This window comes from Xanthomonas euroxanthea, assembly GCF_903989455.1.
Lineage (GTDB): Bacteria > Pseudomonadota > Gammaproteobacteria > Xanthomonadales > Xanthomonadaceae > Xanthomonas > Xanthomonas euroxanthea.
Window position 1 is genome coordinate 3,909,211 of the sequence record NZ_LR861803.1, and the last position, 18,997, is coordinate 3,928,207.

Sequence of the window (18,997 nt, forward strand, 5' to 3'; positions counted from 1 at the left end):
GGGGGCAAATACTGCATAGCAGCGCTTGCCCCTCAAATGGGTGCTAAGGATAGCGGCGCGTCAGGTGGTTTATCCGGCGAGATGTAGGTCAACGACAACTTAGCGTTTCCGCTTCAACTCAATGAGCAGGCTGCCTGTCTCGCAGGCGATAGCCTAGTAGCTTAACCAAAGAAGGCGAACCTTGCGGTCCGCCTTCTTTAATTTTGTCGAACGCAGGCTTCGCTATCAGAAGCGCTGGGTGTAACGCATGTACAGGAACCGACCGATATCGAAGCTACCGTTGTACGAGAAGCTTGAGTTTGGTTGGCTGTACATTACCGGCCCCTCATGATCGAACACGTTGTTGGCACCGACAGCGATCGTGGCGTCCCACGGAGCGTCATAACGCACCTGCAGATCGTGGAAGGTGTTCGAGCCGACGTTGCGGGTGGGCTGCTCTTGCGTGTACGCGGACGTGAAACCAGGCATATCGCACTCGGGGCCACCATTTAGATCGTACGCACATGCTTCTTTGACACCAGAGTAGTAACGCACCATCCAGTTGACGCCGAAGCTGCCGTATGTCCAGCCCAGATTCAAGTTGGAACGTACGCGGAAGTTAGAGCCCCAATCCGCGCTCGCCCAGCCGTTGCGGCGCTCGACCGGGGTCTCTGCTTCGTTGTCACGCTTGTAGTCCTGGTAGTCGACATAGGTTGTCTTCCAATCGACCACTAATTGGCCAAAGGCCATTTCCGGCAGACGATAGCGAACTGCGAAGTCGTAGCCAGCAGTCTCCTGGTAACCACCATTGATCAGCGTCCGCGTCACGTCGACCACCTGGCCGCTATCGGCATCACGCACGAAGCGATCGCAAGCACCTGTTATGTTCTGCACGTAGCACTGATTGAGGATCGAGGTAACTGATTCGGCGGCGATGACGTCATCAATACGGATCTTCCACCAGTCCAGGCTGAGGTCCAGACCCTGCACGTAGCTTGGACTGTAGACCAGGCCGATCGTGTGTGTCTTGGAGGTCTCCGGCAGCAGCGCCGGGTTGGAACCGCTCAGGTATGCATAGTTGGACTGCGACCCGGGACCAGTGGCGTCGACGCCGCCAGACGCTTCTTGGCGGAAGTTTGCGGGCACCACCGCACCACAGCGTGCTGACACACCTGCGTTGCGTGAGGCTGTACCGAACGAGGTGTCGCATGGATCTGTGTAGCTGTCGAAGGTCTGGCTTGTGCCGCCATACAGATCAGCAACTGTCGGCGCACGGAAGCCCGTAGCATAAGTGCCACGCACCAACAGGTCGTCAATCGGCTTCCACTTCAGGCCGAACTTACTGTTAGTCGTATCACCGAAGGTGTTGTAGTCCGAGTAGCGACCGGCCATATCGAGCGACAGTTCCTTGGCAAACGGAACTTCCGACAGAATCGGCACGTTCAATTCGAGGTAGACCTCGTCGAGCTTGTAGCCGCCCTTGGTGGAAGCACCCGCTAGATCGGTGCTTAGACCGGACTGCAGCAGGGCATCGGGGTTGTACTCAGCATCTTCTTCGCGGTGCTCGACGCCCACCGCCATCGCTAGGTCGCCAGCAGGCAGCGTGAACAGCGAGCCACCGATATTGGCGCTGTAGACCTTGGTTGTGGTCAAGGAGGTATCGTGGGTCGGCAGGAACAGGTAAGCCTGGACCGCTGGATCGGCCAACGAACCTGTGCCAGCTTGGCCGTACGGCAGCAGTGGGTTCCACGGAGTGCAGCCAGAAATCGGTGCAACCGCAGTGCCGCAACGTGCGACGCCGCCAGCGTCGACAAACGACGGCCCAACTGCGTTACGCACGTTCGGCAGAAACAGATTGCCGGTGCCAGTCTTGGTGCCCTTGTTACGGTTGTAGACGTAGCTGACGTCCCAATCCCAATAGTTTTCGCCAAATTGGAACGAGCCTTCCAAGCCCGCGCCGAAGCGGAAAGTGTTCAGCTCAGACCGGGTCTGACGCGGCACTTCCCAGGTACGACGCATGAAATCTGCATCACTGCCCAGCGGATTGAACGCGCTGTCAGCCGACAACGGGGTGTCGAATGCGACCGAACGGTACGGATAGCCCGCGATCTGCTGAAGCGCTTCGCGCTCGGTGTACAACACGTTGGCCGTACCGCGAATGTTCTCAGTGAAGTCAAATACTCCATTGGCGAAGATCGAGCGGCGCTCCAAACCGGTCTGCAGGAACATCTGCTGACTCGGATTGGCCAGATCGGCGTTGGTCGACGGGTGATAGTCAGAAAAGTTGGCTGTATTGCCGCCCGGATTCAGGGTAAACATGTTGCCGTCGGCATCGAGGAGGGTACCGCGATCGGAGATGGCACTCCAGCCGTTGGTCAGCGTGTCGGTCGGCGCGGGATGCCACTGACCGTTGGGCGAAGCACTATAGCGACGATCGCGCGCGTACACCGGATCTTCCTTACTGTACTCGGCGCCCAACGTCAGCGAACCACGGTCGGTAGTAGTGCCATAGACGAAGTTGTACTGCTCCTTCTCACCATCACCCTGACCGTACTGGCCAACGTAGGCAGTAGCTTCCAGGCCATCGAAGTTCTTGCGGGTGATGATGTTGATCACACCGGCAATCGCGTCCGAGCCATAAATGGCCGATGCGCCGTCTGTCAGAACTTCGACGCGCTCAACGATGGAGGTCGGAATCGACGCCAAATCAGTGTAACCGCCAGAGCTGACACCCATCCGCTTGCCGTCCAGCAACACGAGTGTGCGCTGCGGCCCAAGGTTACGTAGGTCCACATATTGGCCCCCAACTTCCTCCCCTGAAGACAGCGCGTCGGCGCGACTGATGGCCGGCGAGCCAGTTGCGGACAGGTTTTGAACAATGTCCGCAACATTGGTGAATCCCTGGCGCTCGATGTCAGCGCGCTGCAAAGCGATGACCGGCTGCGCGGTCTCCATGCTGGCCTGACGAATACGCGAGCCAGTGATTTCGATACGGTCAAGCGTTGTGGTGCCCGACTGCTGATTGGCAGGCTGGTCTTGCGCGACGGCAAAAGCCGGCGTCAACGCGATCGCAATACCGGCGGGCAACAGGCCCAGCCGCACTGCGGAGGTGCGAAGGTTCATCAATCTCTCCAGGGTTCGTTAGTGGCGCGTTAAGCGCCCCTGTGCAAATTACGATTGCGTGAACATCGTCGCTTTGCGCGTCACGTTCCGTGGCTTTGCCGAATCTGGCGGATTTGTCGTTTGGTCCCGGTAATGCGATGCGGAGACTCCGAAACGCGCACGAAACGCACGCGCGAAGCTGCAGCAATTGTCGAAGCCGCTTGCGGCCGCAACCTCACCAATCATCATCGAGGTATCGCGCAGCAGATTGGAGGCGCGCTCCAGGCGCAGACGTGCCGACAGGGCCTGCGGGCTTTCCTCGTACAGGCTCTGGAACGTCTTGGACACATACCAGCTGGAGAAGTTGGTCAGCTGCGCCAGCTCGGCGATGCGCACCACGCGGTCACTGTTGCCTTCCAGATACAGCCGGGCGCGTTGCATGCGACCGAACACCTGACGGCGACGGCTGCGCGAACGGCCCGGGCAGCGCTGCTCCTGCGCGATGAAGTCGCGCTGCATCGCGGCCAGATGCAGCAACAGGGGGCGTGCCGACGCACTGCCGCTCTGTGCGGCCGCGTTGCGCCACAAGCGCAGTGCAATCCGCAGATCGCCACGCGACAGCTGGCTGCGCCCCGGATACAACGTGGCGTCGGTCAGTTCGGCCAGGGATTGCAGGCTCTCGCCATCGAGGCTGACGCCGACACAGAGCGCACTGCGGTCGGCCTGCACGGTGGGATGCGATTCCTTGTCGAAGGCGATCCAGTCGCCGGCGCGCAGACGGAAACGCCCTTCCTTGGACTCCACCCAGGCGCGGCCGCGCAACTGCACCCACAGCGTGAAGGTGGCGGCGGCAGTACGGATACTGCCCAGGCGCGAGACGGCCAGACAGGTCGTCGACGTCGGCTCGCTGGTGCCGTCCAGTGAGAGTGCGAGCCCGCGATCTGCGGTGATGACCTGTTGCATGGTGGCAGCCCCCTGTACAAAAGAGGGCGTAGTGTTTTGCCGAATCTGGTGTGAGTCAGGAAGTTCCGACGAAGGTCTGCCGAAATTGCGACGAAGTCTTTCCGAAGAACTTACGAGGCGATTTTTCTCAGCACGATCAACAGGTTGGATACCACACCCAGGGGCGTCGCCAGGCGTTCCGGCAACGGCATGAAGGCGATCGAACTGCCATCTTCTTCCGCCAATGCCACATACAGCGCGCCGCTGCGCTGATCCACGCTGAAGCCGTTGATGGTGGTGTACTTGGCCGCATCCAGGCACCGCCCGGCACCGGCGCGCAGGTCGCTGTCGTGGGTGGCACAGGTGTCGGTGGACGACAGGTAATGCAACTGGCCTCGCGCACCGGGCGCCCAGCTGCGATAACGCCAGCGCGATGGCTGCTGCGGATCGACTTGCTGCAAGGTGTCGGCCGCCAGCGACGGGGCGACCTGCCATAACCCGCCGCCGGTCAGGCGCGTCAGCAATACCTGGCCACTGATGCGATCCAGCCGCAGCTGCGAGACGTCCTGCAGCGACGCCAGCGCGCGCCAGGGAGAGCTGCGTCTGTCGTAGAGCGTGGCAAAGGTGCGCCCGTCATCCGCTGCGGCCAGGACCAGCAACCGGTCGGGATCGGGAAGATGGATCGCCTGCAACGGTCGCGCCTGCGGCACCGGCAGCCGCAGCACCCTGCCCGTGCCTGGGGTCACTTCGAACAAGGCCGCATGCCCTTGCGCATCGCTGCCGCTGACCAGTACGCGTTGCGAATCAGCCGACCAGTCGGCGGCTTGGCGCGCATCCGGCCGCAGGCCTTCGATCAGGCGCACCGAGCCAGGTTTGCCGACATCGCCCCACCACAGGCCGTACGCACCGGAGCGGTTGGAGGCAAAGATCAGCTGGTGCCCGTCCGGCGCGATCATCGGCTGGTCGTCGCGCCCGCTGGAGGGAAACAGCCGGCGGCGGATGTAGCCGCCATTCATGGGGTCGTGAATCACCTGATACACGCCAAATTGCGGTTTACGCTGCACGAACACCAGATGGCCCTGCGCCACATCCGGCGCCTGCGCATCGTCCACACCAAGGTCATGCAGGCTGCGGTCGACCAGATCGAGCCGGTAGAGCCGCGCCTCGCTGTCCACACGACGCCCGAAGATCAGGCCGCTGCCGTCGGGCAACCAGCTCCAGCCGCGGACATCCGCGTTGTCATGGGTCAGCCGTTCGGCGGTTCCGCCGCTTGCCGGAATGCGCCACAGGTCGCCAAGCTGCGGATTGCGCAGAAACACGATCCAGTGGCCGTCCGGCGAATAGCGCGGCGTGTAGTCGAAGTCGCTCGGCTGCGCGCTGTAGCTCAGCGGCTGCCATTGACCGGTTTCCAGATCCAGCCGCCGCATGTGCGGCGCCCCGTGCGCGCCGGTCATGCTGCCGAACAGCAACGCACGGCCGTCTGGCGACCAACTGAAACTCAGCATGTCCGCGCCGTCGCAGCGCGCCACCTCGCGTGCGGCAGCCGGGCCGCTGGCGGCGGCAATCATGACGCGGCAGCCGCCATCGGGCGCCTGCCGTGAGAAGGCGATCTCGCGCCCGTCCGGCGACCAGGCCGGCAGCCGATCGGAGATGCCGGCCGCCGGCGTATCGAGCACGCGCGGATAGGCGTTGTTGGTGGTCTTGACCAGGATCGAGGTGCCTGCGCGATCGCTGGTCAGCGAGGCGTAGGCCACCATCGCCCCATCCGGCGACAGGCTGGGCGTGAGATCGAAACCGCCGCCTGCAGTGATGATCTGATACGGGCGCTTGGGGCTGCCCAGCACTGCCGAGGCCGCAGCGGTATCGCTGGCTGGCGCACGCATCCACAGCGTCCGTGCCGCCAGCCCCAGCACCACCAGCAAGGTCACGCCGGCCACCGCCAGTGCCATCCAGCGGCGCCGCTGCGCGGCCGCCGGTGCGGACCGAACCAACGGCAGCGGCTGCCGGGCTGCCGCGTCACGCTCCAGGGCGGCAGCGGCCGCGATGCCCGCCGTGGGATCGCGATCCTCAAGTGCCGTGCTCGATACCGTTGCCACCGATGGGCCCGCGACGGCATCGGCGGAGCTGTCCGAGCGCTGCTCCCACGCCACCGGCGCCAGCAGGCGATAGCCGGTCTTGGCGATGGTCTCGATATGCTCGAAGCGCTGGCTGCCATTGCTGGCCAACGCCTTGCGCAGTTGCGTGACCGCCTGGGTCACCACGTCGTTGGTCGGCAAGGTGTCGGGCCAGACCTCGGCCAGCAGCTGCTCGCGGCTCACCACCTGGCCCGGCTGCCGCGCCAGCGTCAGCAACACCGCCAGGGATTTCGGTGCCAGACGCGCGGCGCGCCGGGCGCCGGGCGCATGCACTTCGCGCGAGGCAACATCGACCACGCACTGGCCGACACGCAACCGGCCCGATGGCATCGCATTAGCGGGAGGAACACTCATCGGCAAGAACACGCACCGGCATGCAAGGACTACAAGAACGCATCGCGCACTTCGCGCGAAGCGCCAAATTCAGCAAAGGACCACAACCAACTGTGTCATGCATCCATTTGGTGCAAATTTTACTCTATGCCCCGTTGCTTCCTACGACAGGTGGCGACGTCAGGCTCTCTCTCTCTCGCCGACGAATTCAAATAATTACGATGTCCCCTTCGCGCCTCTGGCGCGATTTTTTTATCTGCGATTCAGAAAAATGCGCTGAAATGCTTGCCAGCTGTAACCGCTTGCAGCGCAGTCGCAGCGCGGCACTTGCGCACCACGCTGCGATCTGCCTAAGCCGAAGCTGAATTTTTCTTAAGCGAACTATCGGCCCGCTGCAACGCAACATCGCCGGCACGTGTCAGGTGGCGCGATACACCTGCGCACCCTGCGCCAGGAACTGCGCCGACTTTTCCTCCATTCCCGCCGACAAGGCATGCGCTTCGCCCATACCGTGCTCGGCTGCGTAATCGCGCACGTCCTGGGTGATCTTCATCGAGCAGAAATGCGGCCCGCACATCGAGCAGAAGTGCGCCAGCTTGTGCGCGTCCTTGGGCAGGGTTTCGTCGTGGAACTCCTTGGCCTTTTCCGGATCCAGCCCGAGATGGAACTGGTCATCCCAACGGAATTCGAAACGCGCCTTGCTCAAGGCGTTGTCGCGCACCTGCGCACCGGGATGACCCTTGGCCAGGTCCGCGGCATGCGCGGCGATCTTGTAGGCCATGATGCCGTCGCGTACGTCCTGCCGGTTGGGCAGGCCCAGGTGCTCCTTGGGCGTGACATAGCAAAGCATCGCGGTGCCGAACCAGCCGATCATCGCCGCGCCGATCGCGCTGGTGATGTGGTCGTAGCCGGGCGCGATATCGGTGGTCAGCGGCCCCAGCGTGTAGAACGGCGCCTCGCCGCATTCGCGCAGCTGCTTGTCCATGTTTTCCTTGATCAACTGCATCGGCACATGCCCCGGGCCTTCGATCATGGTCTGCACATCGTGCTTCCAGGCGATCCTGGTCAGCTCGCCCAGCGTTTCCAGCTCGCCGAACTGCGCTGCGTCGTTGGCATCGGCAATGCAGCCCGGGCGTAAGCCATCGCCCAGCGAAAACGCCACGTCATAGGCCTTCATGATCTGGCAGATGTCTTCGAAGTGCGTGTAGAGAAAGTTTTCCTTGTGGTGGGCCAGGCACCACTTGGCCAGGATCGACCCGCCGCGCGAGACGATGCCGGTAACCCGTTTGGCAGTCAGCGGCACATAGCGCAGCAGCACACCGGCATGAATGGTGAAGTAGTCCACGCCCTGCTCGGCCTGCTCGATCAAGGTGTCGCGGAAGATCTCCCAGGTCAGCTCTTCTGCGCGCCCGTCGACCTTTTCCAGCGCCTGATAGATCGGCACCGTGCCGATCGGCACCGGCGAGTTGCGGATGATCCATTCGCGGGTCTCGTGGATGTGCTTGCCGGTGGACAGGTCCATCACCGTGTCGCCGCCCCAGCGGATCGACCACACCAGCTTTTCGACCTCTTCTGCAATACCGGACGACACCGCGCTGTTGCCGATGTTGGCGTTGATCTTGGTCAGGAAATTGCGACCGATGATCATCGGCTCGCTTTCCGGGTGATTGATGTTATTGGGCAGGATCGCGCGGCCGCGGGCGATTTCCTCGCGGACGAATTCCGGCGTGATGCGGTGCTGGATCGCAGCGCCGAAGGCCTCGCCCGGATGCTGCTTGCACAGGATCGCGTCGGTCACCGCCTCCAGGCGCTGGTTTTCGCGGATCGCCACGAACTCCATTTCCGGGGTGATGATGCCGCGCCGCGCGTAATGCATCTGGGTGACATTGGCACCGTCGCGTGCCACGCGCGGCAGGCGCCGCGCAGGAAAACGCACGGCATCCAGGCGCGCATCGTGCTCGCGGCCGCGGCCGAAGCTGGAACTCAGGCCGTCCAGCGCCACGGTGTCGTCGCGCTCGGCAATCCAGCGCGCGCGCAGCGGCGCCAGACCGGCGGCAAGATCGATCGCCGCGCGCGGGTCGGTATATGGCCCGGAGGTGTCATAGACACTGAGCGGTGCATTGTCCTCACCGCCGAACAAGGTGGGGGTGCGGGTCAATGCGATCTCGCGCATCGGCACCTGCAGGTCGGCGCGCGAGCCCTGCACGAAGATCTTGCGGGACCCTGGAATCGGCTGGGTCACAGCCTCGGACAGCGACTGGGCTTGTTGCTGCAAAACGGTAGGCGCGGCATTCATGGCGTTCGTCCTGTGTGCTGGAAAACCAGCACCCACGGCGCTGGCTCTGCGAAGGAGTCGCAGGCGGACGAAGCGGCGGCGCTCAATGGCGATGCGCCCGTGCACGGCACGGACCATCGCATCTAACGAAGCTTCCCTACGCCGGTATCAGCCGGATCAGGTTCGAAGGGACTATCTCAACCGCAGCGCACTGCGGTACCCCCACTTCGGCGGCGATTAAACCACATCGCACCCTGCGCGGCTAAAAAATGTCGCCAGCTGTCGGCACCGCGCTCGACGATGAGATGCACGTTTGGTGCATGCCGCTGCGTGCAGCGGCCGCGCTCGCCTGGCGATGACCAACGCTGCGTTGTCACCTTCGGCAGCGACCGTTGTCCGTGTATGGCAGCGCAGGTCGGCAGCACACGCGCAGCGTCGCTGCGGCACTACAGGAGCGCCCTCGCACTGCAACAGGACGCGCATTCGCGAACAGCGCGTCTGCCAACGCGTTCGATTGGGCCTGGGCCATCCCGGGACGCTGCAGCCACACGTAGACGCCCAGCGCTTCTGATCGCACCCATGAGCCGCCGGTCCGCTGCCTGGACACGCCGGTTGTCACAACGACCACTTTGGGGAAGTCGTTGTCCACGTGCCAGGACTGCCACGTCACCGGCCGCCTGGCACGCAGCAGCGCGGTGGTGCCATGCACGGACATTTCCACGGCACATCACACCGCTAGCCTGCAGTCACCACAACAAGAAACTGCTCTCTCTCCCTGCCGCCGATCTTCGGCGGCTTTTTTTGATCCACTTGCCACAGCTATCGCCGGTTCGTTATCTTTCTGTGAAACAGGGGAATGGATGACGCAGATGCAAGGGATGCACCGGTTTGGCTGGGCAGCGATGCTGCTGATGGGGTTTTTTTCAGGGACTGCGCAGGCCGCGTCCCCGCCGCCTGTAGAGGCCTTCGTCGAATCCGGCCCGATCTCCTCGCCGGCGATGTCGCCCGATGGGAAGCATCTGGCGGTCAGCGCGGACCTGGGCGATGGCAACTACGCGCTGGTGGTCTACCGCATTGCCGGCATGCATTCCACCACGATGCTGCGCCTGCCGCGCTATGAATTGCCGGTGCGCATTGCCTGGGTCAGCGACCGCCGGCTGGTGATCGGCAAGGGGCGCAAACTCGGCTCGCTGGAAGAGCCCATGCCGATGGGCGAGATCATCGCCACCGATCTGGATGGCAGCAATCAGCGCTATGTGTACGGCTACCTGCAAAGCACCCGCAACGCGGGGCTGGAGCGCGGATTCGGCTATATCGAGAGCCTGCCGAGTCGCCGCAACGGGCACTTCTACATGCGACGCCTGTCGCTGGACTCGCGCCACTCGATGCTCTATGACGTCGACGCCAGCACCACTACCCATCGCCTGATGGCAGACGTCGACGTCCCCGATCTGCGCTTCGTGCTCGACCACGATGGTGTGGCGCAATACGCGTACGGCACCGACGACAACGATAACCCGTTGCTGTTCCGCCGATCGGGCAATGGCTGGTCGCCGATGTCCCAGGTCCAGGCCAACTGGCGACCGATCGCATTTGCACGACAGCCGGGCCGCGTCTACGGCTGGTATAACGAGGCCGGTGGCCCTACAGTCCTGGTGGCCAGCGATCCCGACGGCCAGCAGCGCAGCGTGCTCGGGTCGGACCCGTTCTACAGCGTGGACGATCTGCAGTGGGGTCCGGCACCGCAGACGCCATTTGCTGCACGACTTGGACCAGGGCGGCCGACGCTGCGCTATTTCGAGCAGGACACTGCCGAAGCGCAACTGCACCGGAGCCTGAGCCAGACCCTGGCCGGCCAGTACGTGGACTTCGTCAATTTCACCGAGGACGGCAGCGGCCTGCTGCTACGGGCCTATAGCGACCGCGATGCAGGGGCCTGGTACATCTTCGACCGGCCGAGCAACACGCTGAAACTTGTCATCAAGGCACGCAGTGCATTGCCGGCGGCGCAGATGAACGAGCGGCGCATGGTGACGTTTCAGGCCAGCGACGGGTTGATCCTGGACGGCGTGCTCACCGTCCCCGGCACCGCCGCACGCGGTGAACGGCTGCCGATGATCCTGCTGCCGCACGGTGGCCCGCATGCAGATGGCGATGGCTGGGCCTTCGATACCGATGCCCAGTTCCTGGCCAGCCGCGGCTATCTGGTGCTGCAGGTCAATTACCGCGGCGGCCTGGGGCGTGGCAACCGGTTCGAGCGCGCCGGGTATCGCCAATGGGGCGAGCGTATCCAGGACGATCTGGTCGACGGCGTTCGCTGGGCAGTGGGCCAGGGACTCGCGGATCAGACGCGCATCTGCAGCTATGGCGCCAGCTTCGGCGCGTATGCCGCCATGATGGTGCAGGTCAAGGCGCCGGAGTTGTTCCGCTGCGCGGTGGGCGTGGCCGGCATCTACGACCTGCAGATGATGTACAGCAAGGGCGACATCAATCGCAGCGACTACGGGCTGAATTATCTGGAGCGCGCCATTGGCCGTGATACGGCCGAACTGGCGGCGCACTCCCCGGTGATGCTGGCTGATCGCATCAAGGTGCCGGTGCTGCTCGTGCACGGCGAAGAGGACGAGCGAGCTCCCTTCGCACAGGCCAAGAGCCTGCGCGCGGCATTGACGCGCAGCGGCAACGCGCCGCAATGGATGTCCGTTCCCAAGGAGGGACACGGTTTCTACAAGGAGGCCAACCAGATCACGTTCTATCGCACCCTGGAACGTTTTCTTGCCGAGCAGTTGGGTGGCAACACTGCGACGGCGACGTCCAGTGCGGTATCCGCCGTGCCGCAATGACGCGGCGCGCTAGTCCAGCGTATAGCCCACCCGCAAACCGCCCCAGTGCCTGCGGCCGACGTAGATCGGCACCGACAGGTCGAACATGATCTGGCCGGTGTCGCGGCGGTAGACCTGCAGGCGGTACGGGTCGGTGTGCGCGCCCACGCTGCGGCCGACACGGTCGGTGAACTTGCGTTTGGTGCGGTTGCCGACCAGATCGCGCTTGGGATCGCCGGTCAGCGGCTGGGTGAAGCGCAGGTTGTGCGTGGGCACATAGCCGTCGGGATTGGCGCAGATCGCGAACACGATCCAGGGATGCGTATCCAGCAGCGGCTCCTGCAAGGCGGGTAACACCTCGTCGCAAAGCGCATCGAAGTCGGTGCTGAACTTGGCGGGCTCCACGCCGGCAATCGGCGTGTAGGTGCGTGCGAACAGCGCCGCTTCGTCGATCTGGCCGCGTGCGATGGCCTGCGCCAGGGCGGTGCCGATGCGAGCGGCGGCGGCCACGGCGAGTTCCTTGACGCGCGCGTGGCGGGGAACTGCCAGCGGATCGGCCGGCAGACGGAACAGGCCCACGCAGTCGCGCAGCGTCTCGGTACCGCGCTCCAGCGCCTCGCTGCGTTCGGCCACATGCGCGGCATGCTGCAGGTTGCTGCGCCCCAGCGCCACCACGCCATCGACGGCACGTTCGATGCCGCGAATCTCGCCGTCCTGCGCCTGGATCCGCCCGGCCACCGTGGTCATCGCGCTGCTGGCCTGGCCGAGCACGCGGGTGATGCCATCGAGCACCGCTTCGGTGCCGCGCGCCGAGGCCGCGCCCTCGCCCACCGCGGCGCTGGTTTCGGCCAGGATCGCGCGCACGTCGCGCGCTGCCGCTGCGGCCCGTTCGGCCAGGCGGCGGATCTCGGTGGCGACCACCGCAAAGCCGCGCCCGGCATCGCCGGCATGCGCCGCTTCGATGCTGGCGTTGATCGACAGGATATTGGTCTGGAACGCCACCGAGTCGATGACTTCGATGACCTCGCCTGCACGCGCCGCGCGACGTTCCACCTCGTGCATGGCCTGGCCCAGCGCATGTGCGGCAGCGACGCCCTGACGTGCGCTTTCGTCGGCGCTGGCGGCCAGCGCAATCACCTGCGCCAGATCGGCGTTGACGTCCTGCAGGCTCGCAGCAAGGCGCTCCACCGCGGTGCGCGCGCCATCCAGCGCGTCGGTCTGTGCCTGCGACTGACGCACCATCTCGTCGTTTTCGGCCACCAGCGGCGGCACTTCGGCAGCGATCTGCACCGACAACGCCACTGCCTGGCGGATCGCTTCGGCCAGATTGCCGAAGCCGGCCTGCAGCCGGCGCCCCATGTCGGTCTCAGACAGACCGGGCGGCAACAACAGCTCCAGCTCGCAGCCGGCCAGTGCCTGGGCGGTGCGTTCGAGTACGGTGCGGTCTTCATGCTCGGCCTGCAGGCGCGCCACCAATGGCTGCAGCAGCGGCGAGATCGGCACCGGCCGGCTGTCTTCGGCCAGGCGGGTGGCTTCGCGCAGCAGGATCGCGGTTTCCACATGCGGCAGCGACAGCATCCAGCCACCGTGCTCGCGGTCGCGCACATAGCGCACGCGCCGGGCCGGGTCGTCGCCGGGGGCGGCCCATACGCCGTCTTCGCCGGCCAGATCGGCTGCACTCAATCCCCACACCACCGACACCGGCGCGCCCTGCAGCTCGCTGGCGGTCTTGCCCAGGACGTCCAGGCCTGCGCGGTTGCAGGCCACCACGCAGGCCTCGGCCGATAGCCGCAGCAGCGCGACCGGTGCATCAGGGAGCAGCGCCGCCTGCGTTTGCGACGGCGGACCGGGCTGGTGCATCGAGCTCATGGGCGTTCCTAATCCATCACCATCATTAGCGGCGCGTCGCAGCTGCAATTGAGCAGCGCCATGCATCCGCAGGCGCCTGCTCAGTAACCGGCGGCCTGCCCGTCCTTGCGGCTTTCCGAGGCGCCGTAATACACCCCGCTGGCCGGGTCACGCGCGATCGCCTGATATCCGCCATACGGGCCATCGGCAAAGATCACCCGGTGGCCCTTGCGCATCAGCGCGCGAATGGTGTCGTAGGAGAAGCCGGTTTCCAGATTGACCTCGCCGCCATCGCTCATCGCGGTGGCCTGGCCGGTCGGCTCGGTGGAGCCTTCGTGCTGGATGCGCGGCGCGTCACCGGCTTCCTGCAGATTCATGTGGAAGTCCACCAGGTTCATCACGATCTGCACGTGGCCCTGCGGCTGCATCGCCCCGCCCATCACCCCGAAGCTCAGCCACGGCTTGCCGTCCCTGGTGACGAAGGCGGGAATGATGGTCTGGAACGGCCGCTTGCCCGGCGCGTAGCCGTTGGGGTGATCCTTCTTCAGCACGAACATCTCGCCACGGTCCTGCAGGATGAAGCCCAGCCCCGGCGGGGCCATGCCGCTGCCCATGCCGCGGTAATTGGACTGGATCAACGACACCATCATGCCGTCGGCATCGGCCACGGTCATGTAGATCGTGTCGCCCTCTTCCAGCTGCTTGGGCGTGCCCGGCTGCACCTCCTTGAGCGCCTTGTCCATGGAGATCAGCGCGCGACGCTGCGCGGCGTAGTCCTTGGAAATCAGCCTGGCCAGCGGTGCCGGCTGGAACGCCGGGTCGGCATAGAAACGCGCGCGGTCGGCGAAGGCCAGCTTCTTGGCTTCGGTGAACAGGTGCACGTGCTCGGCCGAGCCGTACGGGATCTTGGAGAAGTCGTAGCCCTCCAGGATGTTGAGCATCTGCAGCGCGGCAATGCCCTGGCTGTTGGGCGGCAACTCCCAGACATCAACGCCACGGTAGTTGGTGGACACCGGCTCCACCCACTCGCCGGTGTGGCTGGCCAGATCCTCGTAGCTCAGGTAGCCGCCATTGGCCTTGAAATAGGCGCCGATGGTGCGGGCGATATCGCCTTTGTAGAACGCGTCGCGGCCGCCGTCGGCGATCTGCTGCAAGGTGTTGGCCAGGTTGGGGTTCTTCCACAGCTCGCCCTTGCGCGGGGCATGGCCGTCAATGGTGAACTGCTCCTTGAAGCCGGGGTATTGCGACAGGCGCGGCACCGAGCGGTCCCAGTAATAGGCGATGGTTTCGGCCACCGGATGGCCTTCGCGGGCATAACGGATGGCCGGGGCCAGGTTCTGCGCGATCGGCTTGCGCCCGAAGCGCTCATGCAACGCGAACCAGCCATCCACCGCGCCCGGCACCGACACCGGCAACGGGCCGGTCGGCGGAATGTCCTTCAACCCACGGCGTTGGAACTCGGCCAGGGTCAGCGACTTCGGCGAGCGGCCCGAGCCGTTGTAGCCGTAGAGCTTGCTGGTCCGGGGGTCCCAGACGATGGCGAACAGATCCCCGCCCACGCCGTTGCCGGTCGGCTCCATCAGCCCCAGCGCGGCATTGGCGGCGATCGCCGCATCCACCGCCGAGCCGCCGCCCTTCATCACATCCAGCGCGATCTGGGTGGCCAACGGCTGCGAGGTCGCCGCCATTGCGTGTGGGGCGATGACTTCCGAGCGGGTGGCAAACGGCTGCCCGGTGATCCGGTCGGCAGCACTCAGAGGTGGCGCAAGCAGCGCCAAGGCAGACACCAACAACACAGGTACGCGACGCATGACAGACGATCCCCGAAACACCACATGTGAGTGGTCAACCATACCAGCGGGTCGGGCCACATCGTTCGGCACGCACTGCCTGTCAGCACAAATGCCGCGCATTTAGTGACGCGTAGCGCCTGCCGCTGGCCCGTACCGATCCGGTTTCAACAGCAACCATGCTGCTGCCACGCGGTTTTGCGCGACACAGCGCCCATTGACGCGGCCGTTTCACGCGCAAGGGTTGACACCCCACCAGCAGCGATGGTTATCTCGGTCTCATGCCGCACCGCCACACCACCTCGAACGCCCCAGTGTCCGCGCCCATCGGCGCGTCGGCAGCGTCGCTTCTCGTGCTCGTACTTATTACCTCGCCAACCGGTGCGGGACGGGACTTCGTGTAGGCAACAGACACACAAGGCTTCGATCAGACCCCGCACCGGCAACGGCGCGGGGTTTCGCGTTTCAGGGACCTCCAAAAGTTTCGAATGACATGAACGACATCACTGACATCGCCGCAATGCCCATCACGCGTGCCCACCGGCGCGCTGGTGATTGCGCGTGCATGCGCAGTGCCATCGTCCATCCCCGCTTTGCCTGGCCGGCCAGTGTCTGCACTGCCGGCTGACTTCTTTCCCACTGCCAAACCCCGCAAGGACTACTCCATGAGCAACGACACCCAACCGAAAATCGCGATCATCGGCTACGGCAGCCAGGGCCGCGCGCATGCGCTGAACCTGCGCGATTCCGGCTTCGACGTCACTGTCGGCCTGCGTGCCGGTGGGCCGACCGAATCCAAGGCCCAGGCCGACGGCTTCACCGTGGTGGCGCCGGCCGAGGCGGTGAAGAGTGCCGACCTGGTCGCGATCCTGACCCCGGACATGGTGCAGAAGAAGCTCTACGAAGAGGTCATCGCCCCGAACATGAAACAGGGCGCCTGCCTGCTGTTCGCGCATGGCCTGAACGTGCACTTCGACATGATCACCCCGCGCGCCGACCTGGACGTGGTGCTGGTCGCACCGAAGGGCCCGGGCGCGCTGGTACGTCGCGAGTATGAAATCGGTCGCGGCGTGCCGTGCATCTACGCGGTTTACCAGGACACCAGCGGCAAGGCCGAGCAGTTCGCGCTGACCTATGCCGGCGGCCTAGGCGGGGCGCGTGCCAACATCATCAAGACCACCTTCAAGGAAGAGACCGAGACCGATCTGTTCGGCGAGCAGGCGGTGCTGTGCGGCGGCGCCTCCTCGCTGGTGCAGGCCGGTTTCGAAGTATTGGTGGAAGCCGGTTACCAGCCGGAGATCGCGTATTACGAAGTGCTGCACGAACTGAAGTTGATCGTGGACCTGTTTTACGAAGGCGGCATCACCCGCATGCTGGAATTCGTGTCCGAAACCGCGCAATACGGCGACTATGTCAGCGGCCCGCGCGTGATCGACGCCAGCACCAAGGCGCGCATGAAGGACGTGCTGACCGACATCCAGAACGGCACCTTCACCAAGAACTGGGTGGCCGAATACGAAGCGGGCCTGCCGAACTACACCAAGTTCAAGCAGGCCGATCTGGAGCACCCGATCGAGGAAGTGGGCAAGAAGCTCCGCGCCAAGATGGTGTGGCTCAACGGGCAGCAACAAGCCGCCGCCGCACCCGCGAATCAACAAGCGGCGTAATGCCGCCGCACCCCCACCGCTAACACCGAAGGTCCGCAACGCATGAACACCTCCGCACACAGCACGCCCCGCAACGGCGCGCGCTGGCTGACGCAGGCCCTGGAAGCTGAAGGCGTGGAAACGCTGTTCGGTTATCCGGGCGGCACCATCATGCCGTTCTACGACGCCCTGGTGGATTCCAGGCTCAAGCACATCCTGGTCCGTCACGAACAGGGCGCCGCCCTGGCCGCCAACGGCTACGCCCGTGCCAGCGGCCGGGTTGGCGTGTGCGTGGCCACCTCCGGCCCGGGCGCGTCCAATCTGGTCACCGGCATCGCCGATGCGATGCTCGATTCGGTCCCGATGGTGTGCCTGACCGGCCAGGTCGCCACGCCGCTGCTGGGCACCGATGCGTTCCAGGAACTGGATGTGTTCGGCATGACCATGCCGATCGTCAAGCACAGCTTCCTGGTGCGGCGCGTGGAGGATCTTCCGGGCATGGTGCGCGAAGCGTTCCGCATCGCGCGCGAGGGGCGTCCCGGGCCGGTGCTGATCGACCTGCCCAAGGACGTGCAGATCGCCGATGCATCGCATCTGCCCGATCATGTGCCGGCGGCAGTGCTGCCGCCTCCGGCCCCGGAAGATGCGAAATTGGCCGAAGCGCTGGCGGCCATCGCCAGTGCCGAACGCCCGGTGGTGTACGGCGGTGGCGGGATCGCGCTGGCCGGTGCGGTGGAGGCATTCCGGCGCTTTGTCGAAGCCACCGGCATCCCCACCGCGCTGACCTTGCGCGGCCTGGGCGCGTTGCCGCATGCGCATCCGGACTATCTGGGCATGCTGGGCATGCATGGCACGCGTGCGGCCAACATGGCGATCCAGGAATGCGATCTGCTGGTCGTCGTCGGCGCGCGCTTCGACGACCGTGCCACCGGCAAGCTGAGCGAATTCGCACCCTTCGCACGCGTCATCCACCTGGATGCCGACGCCTATGAAATTTCCAAGCTGCGCACGGCCGACATCGCCGTGCCCGGCGATGTGGCGGCCAGCCTGAAAGCGCTGAGCGCGGCACGCGGCAATTGCCAGGCGTGGCGCACGCGCTGCTTTGCCAACCGCGAGAAATTCGGCGCGCGCTACGACGCGCCCGGTACCGATATCTACGCGCCGGCGTTGCTCAAGCGCCTGAGCGAAGTGGCCCCGGCCGACACCATCATCGCCTGCGACGTGGGCCAGCATCAGATGTGGGTGGCCCAGCATTGCCGCTTCAACGATCCGCGCAACCACCTCACCAGCGGCGCGCTCGGCACGATGGGCTTCGGCCTGCCGGCGGCGATGGGCGCGCAGTTCGCCTGCCCCGACCGCACCGTGGTGCTGGTGTCCGGCGACGGCAGCTTCATGATGAACGTGCAGGAGCTGGTGACGATTGCACGCTGCAAGCTGCCGGTGAAGATCGTGCTGCTGGACAACAGTTCGCTGGGGATGGTGCGGCAGTGGCAGGAACTGTTCTTTGCCGAGCGTTACAGCGAAATCGACCTGTCCGACAACCCGGATTTTGCGGCGTTGGCGCAGGTCTTCGGCATCCCCGCCAAGCGCATCATCGCGCGCGGCGACGTGGACGCGGCGCTGGCCGAGCTGCTGGCACAACCCGGCCCCGGCCTGCTGCACGTGGCCATCGACGCCCGCGCCAACGTGTGGCCACTGGTGCCGCCCAACAACGCCAACAGCACCATGCTGGACAGCAATCCCGCACACGCGGCCAAGGAGACATCGCATGCGTTACCGGCTTGATCTGGTGCTGACGCCGGCCGAAGGCGCACTGGTGCGCGTGCTCGGCATGACCGAGCGACGCGGCTTTCGCCCCTGCGCCATCCAGGGCGCCTGCGCACCGGACGATGCCGGCCGCTGGCATCTGCAACTGGACGTGGACAGCACGCGCCCGCCGGAGACGCTGCGCCTGCAGCTGGAAAAAGTGTACGACTGCGAGTCGGTGGTGATCACCGCGCTGGACTCGGTCGAGGTTGCGGCATGAACGCCCAGACCTCGCGCGACCAGCAAATCGCCATCCGGAGGTATCTTCTTCCGGATCGGCCGTGCGCGTGCCGCAATGCCTGATTCCGGCCGCCCCTCC

At 64.9% G+C, this 18,997-nt stretch carries 10 protein-coding genes and 1 riboswitch; of the genes, 4 read left to right on the top strand and 6 right to left on the bottom strand.

What is annotated here, in order from left to right; genetic code table 11:
- Nucleotides 1-225 precede the first annotated feature (225 nt).
- From H7A86_RS16325 to thiC, 4 genes are all read right to left on the bottom strand, one after another.
- Nucleotides 226-3,102, bottom strand: coding sequence for a TonB-dependent receptor plug domain-containing protein (locus tag H7A86_RS16325; RefSeq protein ID WP_180707923.1), 2,877 nt, complete (start codon nt 3,100-3,102; stop codon nt 226-228).
- Between the two features lie 48 nt (nt 3,103-3,150).
- Complete coding sequence (locus H7A86_RS16330) at nt 3,151-4,044, bottom strand: helix-turn-helix domain-containing protein (protein WP_119130987.1); 894 nt, start codon at nt 4,042-4,044, stop codon at nt 3,151-3,153.
- 110 nt (nt 4,045-4,154) lie between these two features.
- Nucleotides 4,155-6,488: a winged helix-turn-helix transcriptional regulator gene (locus H7A86_RS16335; protein WP_119130986.1), complete on the bottom strand. Its 2,334-nt coding sequence runs from the start codon at nt 6,486-6,488 to the stop codon at nt 4,155-4,157.
- A 421-nt stretch (nt 6,489-6,909) separates the two neighbouring features.
- Nucleotides 6,910-8,787: a phosphomethylpyrimidine synthase ThiC gene (gene thiC, locus H7A86_RS16340; protein WP_119130985.1), complete on the bottom strand. Its 1,878-nt coding sequence runs from the start codon at nt 8,785-8,787 to the stop codon at nt 6,910-6,912.
- 115 nt (nt 8,788-8,902) lie between these two features.
- Nucleotides 8,903-9,000, bottom strand: a riboswitch (TPP riboswitch).
- A 668-nt stretch (nt 9,001-9,668) separates the two neighbouring features.
- Here thiC and H7A86_RS16345 point away from each other — a divergent pair.
- Entirely contained in the window at nt 9,669-11,609 is a 1,941-nt protein-coding gene (locus tag H7A86_RS16345) for a S9 family peptidase (RefSeq protein WP_232099344.1), read from the top strand.
- Between the two features lie 9 nt (nt 11,610-11,618).
- On the opposite strand, the gene H7A86_RS16350 is transcribed toward H7A86_RS16345, so the two are convergent.
- Entirely contained in the window at nt 11,619-13,457 is a 1,839-nt protein-coding gene (locus H7A86_RS16350; protein WP_180707924.1) for a methyl-accepting chemotaxis protein, read from the bottom strand.
- 80 nt (nt 13,458-13,537) lie between these two features.
- Nucleotides 13,538-15,247, bottom strand: a complete 1,710-nt coding sequence (ggt, locus tag H7A86_RS16355) for a gamma-glutamyltransferase (protein WP_119130984.1) — start codon at nt 15,245-15,247, stop codon at nt 13,538-13,540.
- Nucleotides 15,248-15,891: 644 nt separating this feature from the next.
- On the opposite strand from ggt, the gene ilvC reads away from it, so the two are divergent.
- The 3 genes from ilvC to H7A86_RS16370 are packed head-to-tail and all read left to right on the top strand — an operon-like array spanning nt 15,892 to nt 18,898.
- On the top strand, nt 15,892-16,893 hold the full coding sequence (gene ilvC / locus H7A86_RS16360) for a ketol-acid reductoisomerase (protein ID WP_024940100.1): 1,002 nt from the start codon (nt 15,892-15,894) through the stop codon (nt 16,891-16,893).
- Nucleotides 16,894-16,935: 42 nt separating this feature from the next.
- Nucleotides 16,936-18,657 carry an acetolactate synthase 2 catalytic subunit gene (gene ilvG / locus H7A86_RS16365; protein WP_104584031.1) on the top strand — a complete coding sequence of 574 codons (1,722 nt, stop codon included), beginning with the start codon at nt 16,936-16,938 and terminating at the stop codon, nt 18,655-18,657.
- On the top strand, nt 18,641-18,898 hold the full coding sequence (locus tag H7A86_RS16370) for an ACT domain-containing protein (RefSeq protein ID WP_104584030.1): 258 nt from the start codon (nt 18,641-18,643) through the stop codon (nt 18,896-18,898). Before ilvG ends, H7A86_RS16370 begins: the two co-directional genes overlap by 17 nt.
- Nucleotides 18,899-18,997: the final 99 nt, after the last annotated feature.